At 40.1% G+C, this 17,159-nt stretch carries 18 protein-coding genes and 2 pseudogenes; 8 read left to right on the top strand and 12 right to left on the bottom strand.

Annotated elements, in window-relative coordinates:
* Positions 1–249 (top strand): annotated as a pseudogene (locus tag O9290_RS15195) (hypothetical protein); the annotation flags it as partial.
* A gap of 50 nt (positions 250–299) precedes the next feature.
* Here O9290_RS15195 and O9290_RS15190 read toward each other — a convergent pair.
* Positions 300–746 (bottom strand): PIN domain-containing protein, encoded by a 447-nt coding sequence (locus O9290_RS15190; protein WP_002761289.1) that lies wholly within the window; start codon positions 744–746, stop codon positions 300–302.
* Positions 733–966, bottom strand: a complete 234-nt coding sequence (locus O9290_RS15185; RefSeq protein ID WP_002761288.1) for an antitoxin family protein — start codon at positions 964–966, stop codon at positions 733–735. Before O9290_RS15185 ends, O9290_RS15190 begins: the two co-directional genes overlap by 14 nt.
* 253 nt (positions 967–1,219) lie before the next feature.
* Here O9290_RS15185 and O9290_RS15180 point away from each other — a divergent pair, with 253 nt between their 5' ends.
* Positions 1,220–1,513, top strand: a complete 294-nt coding sequence (locus O9290_RS15180; RefSeq protein ID WP_002761286.1) for a DUF433 domain-containing protein — start codon at positions 1,220–1,222, stop codon at positions 1,511–1,513.
* A gap of 35 nt (positions 1,514–1,548) precedes the next feature.
* On the opposite strand, the gene O9290_RS15175 is transcribed toward O9290_RS15180, so the two are convergent.
* Together O9290_RS15175 and O9290_RS15170 are read right to left on the bottom strand one after the other, a co-directional pair.
* The gene (locus O9290_RS15175; protein WP_002761284.1) at positions 1,549–1,746 is read right to left on the bottom strand and encodes a type II toxin-antitoxin system HicA family toxin; all 198 of its coding nucleotides are present in this window, start codon (positions 1,744–1,746) and stop codon (positions 1,549–1,551) included.
* The gene (locus O9290_RS15170; RefSeq protein WP_002761282.1) at positions 1,747–1,992 is read right to left on the bottom strand and encodes a DUF1902 domain-containing protein; all 246 of its coding nucleotides are present in this window, start codon (positions 1,990–1,992) and stop codon (positions 1,747–1,749) included. It abuts the gene before it with no gap.
* A 100-nt stretch (positions 1,993–2,092) separates the two neighbouring features.
* Between O9290_RS15170 and O9290_RS15165 the strand changes: the two genes are divergently transcribed.
* The 3 genes from O9290_RS15165 to O9290_RS28530 all read left to right on the top strand — a co-directional run bounded on the left by O9290_RS15165 (position 2,093) and on the right by O9290_RS28530 (position 6,617).
* Entirely contained in the window at positions 2,093–2,680 is a 588-nt protein-coding gene (locus O9290_RS15165) for a transposase (RefSeq protein WP_288055239.1), read from the top strand.
* A gap of 429 nt (positions 2,681–3,109) precedes the next feature.
* Positions 3,110–6,244: a CHAT domain-containing protein gene (locus O9290_RS15160; protein WP_502846465.1), complete on the top strand. Its 3,135-nt coding sequence runs from the start codon at positions 3,110–3,112 to the stop codon at positions 6,242–6,244.
* Between the two features lie 76 nt (positions 6,245–6,320).
* Positions 6,321–6,617 carry a hypothetical protein gene (locus tag O9290_RS28530; protein ID WP_502846464.1) on the top strand — a complete coding sequence of 99 codons (297 nt, stop codon included), beginning with the start codon at positions 6,321–6,323 and terminating at the stop codon, positions 6,615–6,617.
* Between the two features lies 1 nt (position 6,618).
* On the opposite strand, the gene O9290_RS15155 is transcribed toward O9290_RS28530, so the two are convergent.
* From O9290_RS15155 to O9290_RS15135, 5 genes are all read right to left on the bottom strand, one after another.
* Positions 6,619–6,996: a hypothetical protein gene (locus tag O9290_RS15155; RefSeq protein ID WP_288055242.1), complete on the bottom strand. Its 378-nt coding sequence runs from the start codon at positions 6,994–6,996 to the stop codon at positions 6,619–6,621.
* A gap of 128 nt (positions 6,997–7,124) precedes the next feature.
* Positions 7,125–9,677, bottom strand: coding sequence for a leucine--tRNA ligase (gene leuS, locus O9290_RS15150; RefSeq protein ID WP_288055245.1), 2,553 nt, complete (start codon positions 9,675–9,677; stop codon positions 7,125–7,127).
* Positions 9,678–10,007: 330 nt separating this feature from the next.
* A complete protein-coding gene (locus O9290_RS15145; RefSeq protein WP_002761272.1) occupies positions 10,008–10,340 on the bottom strand; it encodes a hypothetical protein in 333 nt (110 codons plus the stop codon).
* 22 nt (positions 10,341–10,362) lie between these two features.
* Positions 10,363–11,292: a CoB--CoM heterodisulfide reductase iron-sulfur subunit B family protein gene (locus tag O9290_RS15140; RefSeq protein ID WP_002761270.1), complete on the bottom strand. Its 930-nt coding sequence runs from the start codon at positions 11,290–11,292 to the stop codon at positions 10,363–10,365.
* A 292-nt stretch (positions 11,293–11,584) separates the two neighbouring features.
* A complete protein-coding gene (locus O9290_RS15135; RefSeq protein ID WP_288055248.1) occupies positions 11,585–11,935 on the bottom strand; it encodes an STAS domain-containing protein in 351 nt (116 codons plus the stop codon).
* 358 nt (positions 11,936–12,293) lie between these two features.
* Here O9290_RS15135 and O9290_RS15130 point away from each other — a divergent pair, with 358 nt between their 5' ends.
* The 3 genes from O9290_RS15130 (at position 12,294) to O9290_RS15120 (ending at position 14,355) form a co-directional block, all read left to right on the top strand.
* Positions 12,294–12,488, top strand: a complete 195-nt coding sequence (locus O9290_RS15130; protein WP_002761266.1) for a hypothetical protein — start codon at positions 12,294–12,296, stop codon at positions 12,486–12,488.
* Between the two features lie 229 nt (positions 12,489–12,717).
* On the top strand, positions 12,718–13,062 hold the full coding sequence (locus O9290_RS15125) for a hypothetical protein (RefSeq protein WP_002761264.1): 345 nt from the start codon (positions 12,718–12,720) through the stop codon (positions 13,060–13,062).
* A 78-nt stretch (positions 13,063–13,140) separates the two neighbouring features.
* Entirely contained in the window at positions 13,141–14,355 is a 1,215-nt protein-coding gene (locus O9290_RS15120) for a DUF790 family protein (RefSeq protein WP_288055251.1), read from the top strand.
* A 102-nt stretch (positions 14,356–14,457) separates the two neighbouring features.
* On the opposite strand, the gene O9290_RS15115 is transcribed toward O9290_RS15120, so the two are convergent.
* The 3 genes and pseudogenes from O9290_RS15115 to O9290_RS15105 form a co-directional block, all read right to left on the bottom strand.
* Positions 14,458–14,919, bottom strand: coding sequence for an Hsp20/alpha crystallin family protein (locus O9290_RS15115; protein WP_002761262.1), 462 nt, complete (start codon positions 14,917–14,919; stop codon positions 14,458–14,460).
* 131 nt (positions 14,920–15,050) lie between these two features.
* A complete protein-coding gene (locus O9290_RS15110) occupies positions 15,051–16,436 on the bottom strand; it encodes a hypothetical protein (RefSeq protein ID WP_002761261.1) in 1,386 nt (461 codons plus the stop codon).
* Positions 16,437–16,905: 469 nt separating this feature from the next.
* Positions 16,906–17,159 (bottom strand): annotated as a pseudogene (locus O9290_RS15105) (Uma2 family endonuclease); the annotation flags it as partial.

Genomic DNA, 17,159 nt, shown 5'->3' with positions numbered 1-17,159 from the left:
AAAGATATTTATCAGAAAAGTCATGAGCAAGCTAGAGGTTTAAAGACTGAGCGGGTTCCAATTATTTTTATTCATAAATATTTTACACAATTCATACCAGGTAAGCAAGAGGGCTACGCCACTACTACCAAATCATTACCTCGCTTTGAAGGTTCTCGCAATAAGACTCAAATTAAAGGTTTATGGAAAGATGTTGTGATCAGTGATGACGATTTAGAAGAAGCTGAAAAAGCAGTTTTTCGAGATTAGATTACACTTCATTTTTATGACAAATGCTGTAGTTCTCGTAAATGATATTTTTAAGAGTTTAAATCTTTAAAGGGATTGATAACCTGTAAGCTATTATTGATAATTAAACCATCTTGCATATCTTCTGAGTAGAGAATAGTTGCATCGCCTAAAACTGCACTAGCAACAATCAGGCTATCCCAAAATGAAATTAAGTAGCGATCTCGTAATTTCACGGCATACTCAAGGGTTTCGAGGGAGACAGGTAAGATTTCACACCCTTGTGTCAATTCTTCAAGTAGATTTTGGATTTGTAAATTATTAAACCCTGCTTTGCGGATTAAATTTGAGCAAACCTCATTGACAACTTGTGTACTAATTATCAAGTTTTCTTGATTCGTAATATTTGTCGCTATTTGTTGCTTAGGGATGGCATTAGGATCGCTACAATTAACAATGAAGCGATACAGCCAAATATTAGAATCAATAAAGAAGGGTTGAGATTCACCAGCGTTCATTGGCTTCTTCTCTGGTAAGAGGATGGAAATCTTCAATTTTAATCGGATTTGCTGTTAACTGGGCGATTATACCCGTTTCTGACCATTTTTGGGAAGTAAGCTGGGAAATTGAATTCGATTCTATAATGAGTTTAACGCACTGTCCTTCATTGAGTTGGAGATTACCAAGAGGACGTAAAACGCCATTTTCAAAGACGGCTTCACAGGTTTGTTGCGGCATAACTCAATCCTTAATTCTAAATTACTCTTATTTTAACCGATGAATCAACAACGCACCCAATCCCGTCTAAACTATGATTTTTTTGATTGTTTGATTGACTATTATTTTTTTCGGCTATCGTCCCTGCGATAGAATTCTGATAATCTCCCCATTCAATCCCCTGCCCCGACCAATGTTTAGGCCATGCTAGAATGGTGATAAAAGCATAGAATCCTATGTAGTTTAATTAGTTGAGAATGAATCAGAGAAAGTTATGTTCACAGATATCAATATTGGCACTTTCATAAAAAGCGATCCCAAAATTCATGGAGGTTGTACTATTATCGCGGGAACTGCTGTTACTGTACGAAGAATAGTGATCTGGTATAAGTTAGGATATAGTCCTGAAGAAATTGCCGATGAAATCCCTCATCTTTCTTTGGCACAAGTTTATGCCGCTCTAACTTACTATCATACTAACAAAGAAACAATAGAAGCAGAAATTATAGCCGAAGCCGCCGAAGCAGATCGCCTTGAAGCATTACATTATTCTTCTTCTTATGAGTAGAATTAGCTTATATATGGATGAAGATTCCACACCGTTCAAAAGGCTTTAGATAATCCGGCTTGTTTCAAAACTGCATTGGCAGTATGGCGTGATTTAATAGTATTATCAACTACAAATCTTCTTTCTGTCAGAGGACTATACCAAATTTCATGATCTCCTTTACCTTGACGTTCAAAATAACATCCAGCTGCTGAGAGCAGTTTTTTTAATGCAGGTGTTAAAGAAGTAGCCATCTAAACACCGCACTCAATTGATTCTTGACGATGACTAATGAGTTCAAAAGTTATCGCTTTTTGAGGTTCAATGGTAATTAGATGATTGAGTTGTAATAATTCTGGAATTATCTGTCGTAATTTAGCTGTTAAAGCTTCGATGGTATCAGCTTCGGTGACTAATCCGGGAATATCTTCACTCTCTGCTACCCACACTTGCGCCTCTCGATCCCAAAATGCTTCTACTTGGTACGGTTTTTGATTCATGATGATTTAGTTCAAGTGAGTAGAATTAGCTTATCTATCAATCAAGATTATACAGTGCGATCGCTTTTCTGACAATCTTACCACCAATCCCCAACTCTTGATGATTGCCGATGAATCGCTTATCACTGAATTAACCGCCACCATCTGCCACGCCATGAATGAACCCCAAAAACATCGACAATCTATTCGCTTAAAAGGCTATGATTATAGACTTAATGGAGCTTATTATATAACAATTTGTTCTTATCAGAAGCAGTATTTATTTGGTGAAATTGTTGAAGGAAATATAGAGCGAAATTTACTTGGTGATACTGTTGAAGCAGTATGGTATAGACTACCTCTACATTTTAAGTTTATTGAACTAGATGCTTTTATTGTCATGCCCAATCATATTCATGGAATTATAGTAATACAAAACCAAGCTCTGGAAAAGGCTGCACACGATTCGCAATATCCTCACGGTACAATGCCGGAATCTTTGGGGGCTATTGTGCAGAATTTTAAATCAATTTCTAGTCGTAAAATTAATCGTTTATGTGGCGATCGCCTGAAAATTTGGCAGCGCAATTATTATGAACATATCATTCGCAATGAAAATTCTTATCAAAAAATCCGGCAATACATTCTTGATAATCCGCGAAATTGGGAACAAGACGAGAACAATCTGAATAAATTCAAACCAATGTAGGGGCAAATAACCTGTGGGGACAAATAACCTGTAGAGGTAAATAACCTGTAGGGGCGAAGCATTTGGGCAATAACATATCGCTGAAACCATAAATTTCTTATCCGAATGCTTCGCCCCTACCCTGGGCAATAAACTAATAACCTTCGCCTATTATCCCTGTGATACAATTATGATAATCTCCTCATTAAATCCCTGTACGGGCGAAGCATTCGTGCATAATCTATCACTGAAACCCTAGATTTTCTATCCGAATGCTTCGCCCCTACCCCAAACAATAACCTTAGCCTATTATCCCTGTGATACAATTCTGATAATCTCCCCATTAAATCCCTGTACGGGCGAAGCATTCGTGCATAATCTATCGCTGAAACCATAAATTTCTTATCCGAATGCTTCGCCCCTACCCATCAATTCCCCATCCGCCACGCCATGAATGAACAACGCACCCAAGCCTACCTAAACCTGATTAATCAGCTATTATCCTGCAATGATGGCGATGAACCCCGAATATTACAGGAAAATCAGGAATTGCTGGATGAGGGGTTGGTACAGGTAATGGTGGCCGTAGTGCAACAATACGGGAATGCAGGAAGGGAAAATGAGGCGCAATGGTTGCTGAATATGGCGCAACAGTTAGCAGAGTATATCAGCCGTCAAAAGTTTACTATAGAGGAATATAAGACATTTCTACTGGACATAGTACTAGCAGCCAATAAAAGTAATAGTGATGTTGCGATAATTTATCCTATTTTAAAACAGCACCAAGATAAATTAGACGACACTTTTGCTAAATTATTACAGATATACGCTAGAAATATGTTTTCTCAGAGAAGCAGAGAAGAGTCTGCTAATATAGCAGGTGTAATTCACAATTTGTGCAATAAAATTAAACTATTTCCTTTGAATTTTGCGAATAATCAAGAAATTGCTATTGTCGGTTATCAAACTATTTTAGAAGTATATACTCGTACTGGTTTTCCTAAAGAATGGGCAATAACACAAAATAGTCTAGGTATAGCTTATTGTGATCGTATCAAAGGAATAAAAGCAGACAATCTAGAATTAGCTATTTTTGCGTTCCAACAGTCTTTGGAAATATACACTCGTAGTGCCTTTCCTAAAGAATGGGCAGCAATACAAAATAATCTCGGAGAAGCTTATAGAAATCGCATCAAAGAAAAAAAGGCAGATAATATAGAATTAGCTATTGCTGCTTTTCAGCAGTCTTTGGAAATATATACCCGTGAAGCTTTTTCTTATGATTGGGCAGTTAGACAAAATAATCTAGGTATAGCTTATTATGAGCGTATCAAAGGAGCAAAAGCAGACAATCTAGAATTAGCTATTTTTGCGCTTGAACAGTCTTTAGAAGTTCATACCCGTGATACTTTTCCAGAAGATTGGGCCAATGCACAAAGTAATCTGGGAAACATTTATTTAGATCGAATTAAAGGGGATAAAGCAGATAATTTAGAATTATCTATTGCTGCTTATCTACAAGCTTTAGAAGTTTTTACCTGCGAAGCTTTTCCTAAAGATTGGGCAACAATACAAAACAATTTAGGAAATGTTTATTGTGATCGAATTAAAGGAGAAAAAGCAGATAATTTAGAATTCGCTATTGTTGCTTACCAAAAGTCTTTAGAAGTTCGTAACCGTGAGACTTTTCCTGAAGATTGGGCAAACACACAAAATAATTTGGGTACCGTTTATCGTGATCGTATCAAAGGAAACAAGTCAGACAATCTAGAATTAGCTATTAATGCTTACCAACAGTCTTTAGCAATTCATACTTATGACGCTTTTCCCCAAAAATGGGCATTAACGCAAGTTAATCTAGGCAATGCGTACTCTAATAGACTTAAAGAAGATAAGACTCAAAATTTAGAATTAGCGATCATTGCTTACAATGAAGCCTTAAAAGTTTGTACTTTTGACGCATTTCCCCAAGAATGGGCAAAGACACAGAATAATCTCGCTAATGCTTACAGTAACAGAATCAGAGGGGAGAAAGCTGAGAATTTAGAAAGGGCGATCACGTCTTATCACAACGCCTTAACAATCCGCACAAAAGAAGCTGATCCCCTTAATTGTTTACAAACCGCCCGCAATTTAGCTTATCTACACTACAACGAAAAACAATGGCAACCTGCCACAGAAGCCTATCATATCGCCATTGAAGCGGTAGAAAATGCCCGCTTAGAAGCATTAAACCCCCAAAGTCGCCAAGAGGTTTTATCTAATGCTATTGGTGTTTTTCATCGCATTGTACAGGCGCATCTTAACCTCAATCAGCCTGAGAAGGCATTAGAATATATTGAACGCAGTAAAGGGCGTAACCTGGTGGAATTAATCACCCAGAAAAACCTACACCCCCAAGGCGTTAGCCAAGAAATTATCGCCCAATTAAATGAATTAAAGCAAAGAGTGGTTAATGAACAAATTCGCTTACAACATCAAAGTATTAACCAGAATTTAATGGGTCGTGATAACCTAACTCCCTACGTTCAAGATCACAGTTATCTGAAAGAATATCAACAAGACTTAGATAATTTTATTGCAAGAGAAATTAAAGATCCTCTCTTTAGCCTCACTGAAAAAGTTGAGCCGATCCCATTTACAGAGATTCAGGCTTTAACTGATGCTGAAACTTGTCTGCTGCAATGGGACATTACAGGGGAGAAAATACTCGCTTTTGTGGTGTCTGCTGAGGGAGAGGTTAAAGTTTGGCAATCTTCCGAGGATGATAAAAATCAATTATTTGATACATTCAATAATTATCTACAGCTTTACTACTCAGGAAATGGGAAGCAAGAATGGAGAAATCAACTGTCTAACCTCCTACAGACTTTTGCTGATATTCTGCATATTAATGATATTCTTGCCCTCATTCCCGATACTTGTCAACGCTTAATTATTATCCCCCATTGGTTTCTGCATATTTTACCCTTACACGCCTTACCTGTTGATCCCCCCCAACCCCCCTTAAAAAGTGGGGAGTCGGCAACGGGGAGATCAGAATTACAAGATTCATTCCCCAAAGGCGTACAATATGCGCCTAGTTGTCAAATCTTGCAAAAAATCTCCCAAACTTTTCACCATTCCGACTTTAATAAACTGTTCGCTATTCAAAACCCCACTAAAGACTTATCTTACACTGACTTAGAAGTTAATATCCTCTCAACTTTCTTTACTGAACCTCAAGTTATCGCTAAAGATAACGCCACTAAAAACGCTGTTCTTCCCCATCTCAAATCCTCAGATAACCACTGTTATCACTTCTCCTGTCATGGAGGCTTTAACCCAGCTAATCCCCTAGAATCCGCCTTATTGTTAGCCAATAAGGAACCCTTAACATTAGGCGAAATCTTTGAACTGCGCTTGAATAAATGCCGCCTTATCACCCTTTCCGCTTGCGAAACTGGCATGATTGATATAAACTCTATCAGCGATGAATATATCGGTTTACCCAGTGGTTTTCTGTTTGCGGGAAGTCCCAGCGTTGTCAGTAGTTTATGGACAGTTAATGACCTATCAACCTCCTTCTTGATGATTAAATTATAGCGTTTCCTGTTCGCAAGAGGTACATTATCGATATTGAAAAGCTTTATTAGCAAAGGTTTAAGTGTGCCACACAGGTGTGAGAACCGCTATATATGAGATTTTATTTGATGAGAATCAGCAAGTTTCTGTACCAGTTGCTTTAAAAACTGCACAAAATTGGTTACAGAATTTAACCGTACAAGAATACTTGAATCAGTTGGATAGTTGCCTAAAAATTGTCAAGTCAATGCAACAAAAATTAACATCAAAAGAATTTAATCGATTGATGGATATGATTGAAGATGAACAAATTAGAATAAAAGGGTTTGAACTTAATTATAAGCTGTTCAATAACCCTTTTTATTGGGCTGCTTTTACCGCATCAGGTATCTAAACTAATCACAAAAATTGTCTAATGTTTCCCTAAAAACGTGAATAGCGAGAGGAGTTGCTACTACTACCAAAACTGGATTACCAGAAGTAGCAAGTAAACCAACTAATCCACCTAATATATTAGGTGCTAAATCATCTTTAACTCGGTCATGACATATTAATTGACGTGCTTGGCTGATAGCTTGTTGCCAAAAATTATTTTCATCTGCTCTCACTGTATCAATATTTGAACGCCTTGCTAATCTCATAGCAGCATACTTCAAATCGCCATCACACCGCTCAATCACGTCAATATCTCCTAATGCGTTAGAATCCTCTGCCAATTCAGCGCGAAACTGGGCAATTTCTTCAGGAGTAACTTTAGTTGATTCAATATCCATAGGTTGTTCTTATTTACAGACAATGCTAATTGTATAGTTTCTATTTTGCCATCTAAAGTGTTAATCTAACTGGTCACTGATAACTGAAAAGGTTCTTAATTCCCTACCATTGTGATAATTGCTGTCATTTAAACCACGACAAAATTAACTAATTTGCCCGGGACAACAATCACTTTTTTGATTTCCTTACCCTCTAAATAACGTTGGGCGATTTCTGATTCCAGGGCGAGGGTTTCTAGGGTGCTTTTATCGGCACTAGCGGGAACTTGTATCGTGCCTCTGGTTTTTCCCAAAATTTGGATGACAAGGGTAATCTCGTCCACAATCAGGGCAGTGGGATCAACTTTTGGCCAGGGTTGCAGGTGAATTGATTGGCTATGGCCTAAAGCTTGCCATAATTCCTCGCTCAGATGGGGAGCAAAAAGGGAAAGTAAGATTAATAGGGTTTCGATTCCTTCCCGATAAATGGGGGATTCAAAACACTTATTATCCCCTAAAGCGTTACTGAGTTTCATCAATTCGGAAATGGCGGTATTAAATTGATAATCTCCTTCTAAATCCTCGGAGATTTCTTTAATAGCGGTGTGAATTGCCCGTCTTAAATCCTTGTCAGTTTTCGAGAAAGTCTCTATTTTTTTGACTTGCTTGGGTTTATTTTCAATATATTCGCTGACTAAACGCCACACCCGATTAAGAAAGCGAAATTGTCCTTCTACCCCCGCATCATCCCACTGTAAATCTTTTTCTGGGGGTGCAGTAAAAAGTATAAACATTCGGGCAGTATCGGCCCCGTATTTTTCGAGAACTTTCAGAGGATCAACGCCGTTATATTTCGACTTAGACATTTTTTCAAAGAAGAAAGATAGAACTTCTCCCGTGTCTTTATCGCAATATTTATCCTCTTTATAGATAACATTTTCTGCGGGGACATATTTGCCAGTTTCGGGATTTTTGTAGGTTAATCCCTGTACCATTCCCTGGGTTAACAGACGGTTAAAAGGTTCATCGACATTAACTAAACCTCGGTCTCTTAAAACTTTGGTAAAGAAACGAGAATAGAGTAAATGTAGGATAGCGTGTTCGATTCCTCCGACGTATTGATCCACGGGCATCCAATCATTAACCTTCTCGAATTGAAAGGGTATATCTTCATTTTTAGCATCGGTATAACGGAGGAAATACCAACTAGAATCGATGAAAGTATCCATAGTGTCGGTTTCCCGTTTTGCGGGAGTTCCACAGCGAGGACAATCCACATTTACCCAGTCTTCTAATTTGGCTAAAGGAGAAGCACCTCGACCGCTAAATTCGACATTTTCTGGTAAAGTAACGGGTAAATTATCGATAGGTACTGGTACGGTTCCACAGTTAGGACAGTGGATAACTGGAATCGGACAACCCCAATATCTTTGACGGGAAATTAACCAATCCCGGAGGCGATATTGTATTCTAGCTTTGCCGTAACCTTGGGCAGTGGCATAATCAATAATAGCGGTTTTTCCTGCTGTAGAATGCAGACCATTAAATTGAGCGGAATTAATCATAATTCCCGCTTCTGTGTAGGCCTCTTTTAACTCAATTTCGCCACTTTCTGGAGTAATAACTATCTTAATTGGCAGATTATTTTCCTGAGCGAATTTAAAATCGCGACTGTCGTGAGCCGGGACTCCCATTACTGCACCAGTACCGTATTCGTAGAGGACATAATCAGCAATTAAAATCGGAATTTCTTCACCAGTAAAAGGATTAATTGCCAGTCCTCCGGTTTTAATACCGCGTTTGGGTTTATCTTCGGCAGTTCTTTCTAATTCGCTTTCGCTGGCTATCTCTTGAATAAAAGTTTCTACGGCCGATTTTTGTTCAAGAGTGGTAACTTGTAAAGTTAAGGGATGTTCGGGAGCAAGTACCACATAAGTGACTCCATAAACCGTATCGGGACGAGTGGTAAAAACGGCAATTTTTTCTGGGGAATTAACAAGAGGAAATTCTAAATAAGCACCTACCGATTTACCAATCCAGTTGGCCTGCATGGTTTTAACCCGTTCTGGCCAACCGGTAAGTTTATCTAAATCAGTGAGTAATTGTTCGGCATAATCGGTGATTTTTAGGAACCATTGCCGGAGTAATTTTCTTTCTACTTTAGCACCCGATCGCCAAGATTTTCCTTCACTATCTACCTGTTCATTGGCCAAGACAGTTTGATCGATAGGATCCCAATTCACTGCCGCTTCTTTTTGGTAGGCTAATCCTGATTCAAAAAACTGTAAAAATAGCCATTGGGTCCAACGATAATATTCCGGGGAACAGGTGGCAACTTCTCTTTCCCAATCGATAGATAATCCTAACTGTTGTAATTGCCGTTTCATCTGGGCAATATTTTGATCAGTCCATTTTGCCGGAGGAACTCCCCTTTCAATAGCGGCATTTTCTGCCGGTAATCCGAAAGCATCCCACCCCATGGGATGCAGCACGCGATAACCCTGCATTCTTTTCAGACGGGCAATCACATCGGTGATAGTATAGTTGCGAACGTGACCCATGTGCAGGTTGCCCGATGGATAGGGGAACATGGAGAGGGCGTAAAATTTCGGTTTATCGGCGTTTTCTGGGGTTTTGTCCAATCCCATTTGCTGCCAAATCTTCTGCCATTTCTGTTCGATTTCTGCGGGGTTGTACGGCACTGGGGTCTTTTCTCCTGAGTTGTATCTATCCCTCCCATTTTACCGCAGCCGGCTGGGGGTGATTGCCAGTCTTGGAGTTATCCACCCTGCCAAAAACCCTCTGGGTTTTAGTGGTTAATTTTCACGGCGAATATTAAACCTCTTGCATAATTAACTTGTGAGGGTTCAAAAACGTCAAAAATAAGGATTAAATCGCATAAAATCTGTAAATAGACCATTTAACTGATTATTATTTCATTCTTAATTCTCCTGACTACTGACTACTGGCTACTGACTCCTAACCCTAACAACAATTTTTGATTTTTACAAGAGGTTAACAGCCGTTCGACTTCACCCAATAGTTACTTGACTGGTATCGACGCTGGTTGCTCCCTGGACTTTACTGGCAATGGCCACCATTTTATTTAAAGTCGCCTGATTGGAAACCTTGCCTTTTAGTACAACTTTACTGCCAGTTTGAGCAACCCACAATTTGTCTTCATCAGCTAAATCCGGTGTCTCGTCAAAAGCTAAAACTACTCGTTTAGCTAGGCCGCTTTCGTCGTATTTTCCATCTAATCCGACTCTTTCGGGGGGAATACCCGCAGCAGCGGCTTTCCCCGCGATCGCACTAGCGGCATCGGCCGGTTTATCTAAGCCAAAAATTCTTTTTAACCAATCCATTGCTAACACTCCTGATTGAGTTCTAAAACCCCAATTTCTTTAACAGAGATTTGGTGGAAACGATGTGTCGATCTAATCCTAAACGATCAGGACTGACTCCCACCGCTAAAGCGACTAATTGGGAAAAATGTAACACGGGTAAACCTAAACTTCGACCGATCGCTTTTGCCACTTCCGGTTGTCGGGAATCAAGATTAAGATGGCATAAAGGACAAGGGGTGACTAAACAATCGGCCCCCGCTGCCATGGCCTCTAAAATGTGTTTTCCTGCCATTTGGAAGGATTGGGTGGTGGCATAACTGGACAGGGGCCAACCACAGCATTGAGTGCGTCCTTGATAATAAATCGGATTCGCTCCCACGGTCCGAAAGACATTTTCTAGGGATTCCGGCTGAAAAGGATTATCGTAGGGGAGAGTATCCTGGGCCCGCAGGAGATAACAACCATAAAAACTGGCACAATTTAAGCCTGATAAGGGACGAACCACCTTGGCCGCCAGATTATCTAAGCCATAATCGCCGACAATTGCCCAGAGTAGGTGCTTAACCGTCGTCGTACCTTGGTAGGGGGAACAATGTTCTTTCTGTAAATAATTATTAACTTCCTCAACATAATTGGGATTATTATGCTTTGCTTCCTTCAAGCGCTCATCCACATGACCGATCACTCCTTGACAGGTGCTACAGTGAGTCAACAGGGGTAAATTGAGGGCTTCCGCTAGGGCAATATTGCGCGCGTTGACGGCATCTTCCAACAGCTGCGAATCTTCCTTATAGGTTCCCGAACCACAACAGGCAGCTTTTTTGAGTTCGACTAAATTAATCCCCAAAGCTTCCGTCAGGGCTGCCGTGGATAAATATAGTTCCCGACAGGCACCTTGGGCGACACAACCGGGAAAATAAGCATACTGGAGATTTTTGACTGTCATGGATTCTAGGAAATTACTACTCATTACCTATCTACCATCTTGGCCCCCTTCCCCTCTGTCATCACTAAAGTCATGGAATTTCTTAATAGACAGCCTTTTGTGAGCTGCTCCCAACAAGTGTATGCTAGTTTGCCCCCCGAAATAATATCCAAAAACGAGGAGAGCCATCTCAACAGTATAATGCCTCTCCTTGAGAAAAATTGTTGTTTTGAGGAGTCGGTTGTACCAATGGCAATCTGTCCGGTCAAGAGGTGATTTACCGGTAGAATTGAGAGTGCAGCCGAGAAATTACGGCCAGAAACCCTATTTTGTCTGCTTACGCCGCTTGAGGGAGGGTGATAACAGCATCAAAGTCAGCACGGCTAGGGAAAACCGAGAGAACCCGATCGAGTTGGGTTAATTCAAAGATAATCTTGACTGAAGGTGGAATAGAACAGATATTGAAGGATTTTCCTTGACTTTGAGCCAGACGAAAGGTAGTAACTAAAGCCATTAATCCAGCGCTGTCGAGGAATTCCACCCTACTCATATCCACGAGAAAAGTGATAGAGCGACTCTGGTTAACCAGATTGGTGAGCTGCTCTTGAAATTCTAGGACGTTAGCGGCGGTAATATAGCCGTTTGGCTCAAATAGAGCAATTTCCGGGACTTTTACAGGACTTTTCATGGCTGGGCTTTGAAATTCATAAATGAACCTTTTAACTGGAGATCAGATACCGCTATTATGTCCTAACTTTCTGATTTTGCAACCTTGGTCTTGATATATTTTCCCTCTCCTGAAAAGATTAATCTTTTCTTAATCTTTACCCTGTGGGAAGGAACCACTTTTAGGTTAACCTGATGATCCGGGGAGTCAAGAGGAACAGTGATCAAGGCTTATTAGGGCGAATACCAGGGGAAAGTCGTTAGGTTTAAGCTCTAATCCCGAATGACTGATGATGACCCAGTATTCTACCGGTATTTTTGCTAAAATAAAGTAAAGCAGGATACAGAAACTAGATTTATTGAACTAGAGTAAGGAAATTGTGGATACCCAGCCGACTATCCGCCAATTAGTGGAACAAGCCCTATATTATCGTCAAATCACGCCAGAAATCGAAAACGGAATTAATGAACTCCTCGCTCGTCTTGGCTACGTTTCCGATGTGGATTACGAGGCCCTAGAGTTACTCATGGATGAAATGGACGAGGGCCGGATTAATCTCGTTCCGCGTCGGTAACTTCAGTTATCAGTTATCAGTTATCAGTTATCAGTTATCAGTTATCAGTTATCAGTGGTGAGTTATCAGTGGTGAGTTATCAGTGGTGAGTTTTCAGTTCACTCCGGACCTAGTAACGAAGAACCTGACTGATGACTGATGACTGAACAATCCCCCAAAACCCAATTTCCCCAAATTTCCCCAAATTAATATAATTGACTTCAGGCTTTCTCTTAACCTGATTTTTTCCATGATTCCTTTAACTCTTAATCTCTTGCAAGGTTCCGTTACTTTTCGTTTCAGTCCCAGTGCTGCTCTGGATTTGCAAAGGGAAATTAATATTTTACTCGATCGCCTGAAAGCGATCGCCAGTAATGCCTCTAGTGGGGGTAAACCCCAACCCCAAAAACCGCTGGAATATCAGCACACTGGTGATGTGTTTCTGGAAGTGTTTTGTAATCCCAATATTTATCCGAGTCCTTTTTCGGCTAAAGTTTTGTTAACGGTTCGTGACGATCGCCTACGCTTAACCACAGAAGCAGAATTAACCCGTGTAATCGAGGATTTAGAGCGTTATATCGACCAAAATAGTTAGAATCGGGGGATTTTTGGGGTTTCGACCTTTCCTTGTCGTCCCACCTCTCCCCATCTGATTATTCTTCTCTAGCTTGCCATGTTACCGACCGATTTATTGATTTCCCGTCAAAATGGCGAGACAATTATTCCCAAACGCTTACCGATCGCTCCTGATTATCTGATGAGCGCTCAAGAACAAATCACCTGTTTTCAGGAAAGTATCGGTGAAACTAAGGGAGAATTAAGCCAAAAACTCCTAATCTTGGAGGGAGACAGTCCCGATTATAAAATTAAACGGGGATTTGCTCACCTATTAACCAATCATTTTGCCACCTTTGAGATTATTAGTCCCTTAGAACCGCAGGAATTAAGAAAAAGAGTTTTTGAACAAGCGGCTAACTTTGTTCCTATTCCCCAAAATCGATCGCTAATTCTGGAGAAAATTGCCCAGCAAATCAGCCAAGAATTAAATCAAGAAATTTTTCCAGTAGCTCTAGAAAAAGGACTCTATGCTGATTTAGCAGAGAATAAAATTCTCACTCAATTTGATGCTCCCACCCCCGAAAACTTAATTCATCGTTTTAACCTCTCGCAAATTCAAGGTATTTTTTATCGGGCCAGTTATTTAATCATCAACGTCCACCGCAACGATCCGGGGGAATATAAATATCTCTTTCGCTATCTAAAACTATTTCGTTTAATGACTTATATCGAAGGGGATGCCGACACGGGATTTACTATTACTATCGATGGTCCCACCAGTTTATTTAAAGCTAACAGTCGTTATGGCATTGAAATCGCTAAATTAATTCCTGCCTTACTCCATGTTACTCACTGGAATCTGAAGGCACAATTACAGTATAAAGATTCCTATACAGGAACTATTAAAAAACAACAGTTTAATTTAGAGGATAACTGTGGTCTGGTGTCCCACTATTCCCCAGGTAAACCCTACGATAGTATGTTAGAGGAATCTTTCGCTAAACGTTGGTTACAGTTAAAAACTGAATGGCAACTAGAAAGGGAAGTGGATTTAGTGCCTTTACCCGGAGGAGTGATGATTCCCGATTTTCGTTTAGTGCATCCCGATGGTCGCGTTTTTCTCCTCGAAATTGTTGGTTATTGGCGACCAGAATACCTACAAAAGAAATTTTTACAGGTTAAATCGGCCCAAGCAAACAATCTAATTTTAGCCGTATCGGAACGGTTAAATCTAGAAAAAGCTGGAGTTAAATTTCAAAATCTACCCGCTCAGGTTATCTGGTTTAAAGATAAATTATCACCCCAAGCAGTGTTAGAAGTTTTAAGTTAAAGGTTTAGGAAGCTAAAAGCGGAAGTATGGTTTGATACTCCCGCTTTGGTTTAATCAGACTAGGTTAACCTTTTTGCTCAAGACCGGACAATGAGTGCTACATCATTGAGCAATGGTAGGATTGATGGACACTTTCACCACTTTATTTTTTTCTTCTTCCGCTTTCGGGAGAGTGAGATTGAGAATGCCATCTTTGTATTCAGCAGTCACGTTATTGTTATCAACCCGAACCGGTAGAGGAATAACCCGATGGAATTTACCATAACGGAACTCAGTGCGGGTAAATCCTTCTTCTTCGGTTTTAATTTCCGATTTCCTTTCACCATTAATGGTCAGACTATCGGCTGTCACTTCCAGGTTGAGGTCTTTGGCTTCCATACCAGGTATTTCCAGTTTAAGCTGAACTGCCTCTGGCGTTTCGGTCATTTCCGCCGCCGGGATGAAGGATAACCCCATTTTTTCGCCATTGCCTACATCAGTCGGCACAAGACGGTCAAACAAGCGATTCATTTCTTTCTGTAGGCTTTCTACTTCTCTGAAAGGTTCCCAACGTATAAGTGCCATATAAGTCACCTCCGCAGTTTTCTTAACGCTAGAGATGTTGGTTTATCTCTACACTTTTAGGATAGATAAAAGATTCTCTGACTGGGGTAGGGTTTTCGGTATTGAGTTTTTCCAGATTCCCGTACTATCTCCTATACTAGGGTCTGCTGATGAATAATTAAACTTTCTAAACTGGTTTGTAAATCTTGGGTTAATTGGGCTACGGCCGAGCGTCGATCGCTTTTATAATCAGCATAGCGCTCGGATACGGAAATAGGTTTACCAATAGTTATTATCGCTTTTTGTTGACCAATTTGGGGACGAAAAAAGGGATTACCTCCCTTAATTCTTGTCACTAAATCCCAGAGTAATAAAATTGTCTCGGCAAATCTTTCTACGGTGGGTTTTTCTTTGACATAATAACCAGTTACTGACACGAAACTTTCGACAATTCTCATGTGCCACATTTTTAAATTAGCTTCATCGGCCAGGCGATCAGCTAATCCTAATTCAAGGGGAGAAATAGAATGAGTGGGTTTTAATTCTTGGCGATAAATACGTTCCCATCCTGCTTGTTCCAAACGACGACAGCGATCGATTACATTACCATTAGGAGAAACATTAAAATACTTTTCTACGGTTTGTAGAGCCACATCTAATAAATTGGCTAAACGTTTTGCTAGGGTTTCGTTTGGATCATCGCCATTGGCAGGTACTACAGGCAAAGATTGATAGTAGAAATCTCGATAAAAATCCTCCATTAAGGATAATAATCTTTCTCCTAACCGAAAAAGACGCTCGTATAAAACCTTTTCTTTTAGGGATGAATTCGGGGTGGGTTCTAAACCGCTATCGTTTTCTAAATTAGTTAAAATTTGCTCGATTTCTTGCCACACTGGAGTCAGATAAAAATACTGAATACCAATAGGTAAAATAATTAATTCTTGCTGTTGTTTAGCTTTTCTGACATCATCCACCCCCCAAAAAGCTAATTGAGAAATACCCGGTTCAATCGCACTGACAAGCTCATTATGTCCGTTAGTTGCCCCTTCCGGAGCGGCGGCTAAAGGATAATCTCCTTCTAATAATAAACGACGAGCCGAACGCAATCCGATTAAATCGGCTTTTCCCCGTTGAATTGGTGTGCCACCTAACTTAGAATATAACCATCCTACCCTTTCTCCCGCCCATAAAGGAATCCCTCGATCATACATAAAATGAGCGTGAATTGGCTTGTTTAATTTTATTCCTAACTCTTCGGCTTTTTTGGGTACTAATTTCCACAAAAGATAGGCCATACAGTAGGGATCGTTAATACTGGGATGACGGAAAGCAAGCAGTAAACGGACTTTTTTCTCTTGACTTTTTTGATAAAATGTGATTAAAGTTTCTAGATTGGCGGCGGAAATTTCTCTTAAGTTGGTTTGAGTTTGTAACCAAAGAGGTAAAAAGATTTGACATCCCTTTAAAAGCAAGGGATTAAGGTCAGGTGGGATAAATTCGAGGGGAGGTTGCGCGCCCAAAGATAGATTAGACATATAATTATAAGTAGTCGTGCCAAATAAATTTCCTAGTTGAGACAGTTATCAGTTATCAGTTATCAGTTATCAGTTATCAGTTATCAGTTATCAGTGATCAGTGATCAGTGATCAGTGATCAGTGATCAGTTATCAGTTATCAGTTATCAGTGATCAGTTATCAGTTATCAGTGATCAGTTATCAGTTATCAGTTATCAGTTATCAGTGATCAGTGATCAGTGATCAGTGATCAGTTCACTGTTTACTGTTTACTGTTTACTGTTTACTGTTTAAGGAAGAATAAAAGAAAACTCTGATCAATAATTACTCACTGGTCAAAAGGTAATCACAGCAGCAAACAGGTGTCGAGCTAGATTTCAAATAGACTGGGATTGCAGGAACCCTCCACCGTGAAAGGAGAAATTAACCGACTTTAAGCGAGGAGGAACACCAGTAGTTTACCTCCTCACCTAAACAAATACAGCTATACTATAGCTCTATCCCCATTTCCTGCAAACGAGCCGCCAGCCGTTGAGAACGCTGTCTTTCCGCTTCCAGAGCTTGCTGAGTAGCATTTAATTGCTCTTGTGCTGCAGCCGCTCGCTCCTGTGCTGCTTCTTCTGGCAAGGGGATTAAATTGCCTTCCGAGTCATAAAATCTGGCCCAGATTGCCGTTTCTCGGTCAATAGTACCCTCCCAAGTTCCCAACCAATAGCCTAAGGTTTCGCACCATAACCAGCCGC

The organism is Microcystis sp. LE19-41.2A (assembly GCF_027530405.1).
Taxonomy (GTDB): Bacteria; Cyanobacteriota; Cyanobacteriia; order Cyanobacteriales; family Microcystaceae; genus Microcystis; species Microcystis aeruginosa.
Note: the sequence above shows the minus strand (reverse complement) of the source record. Positions and strands in the feature narration are given on the sequence as shown.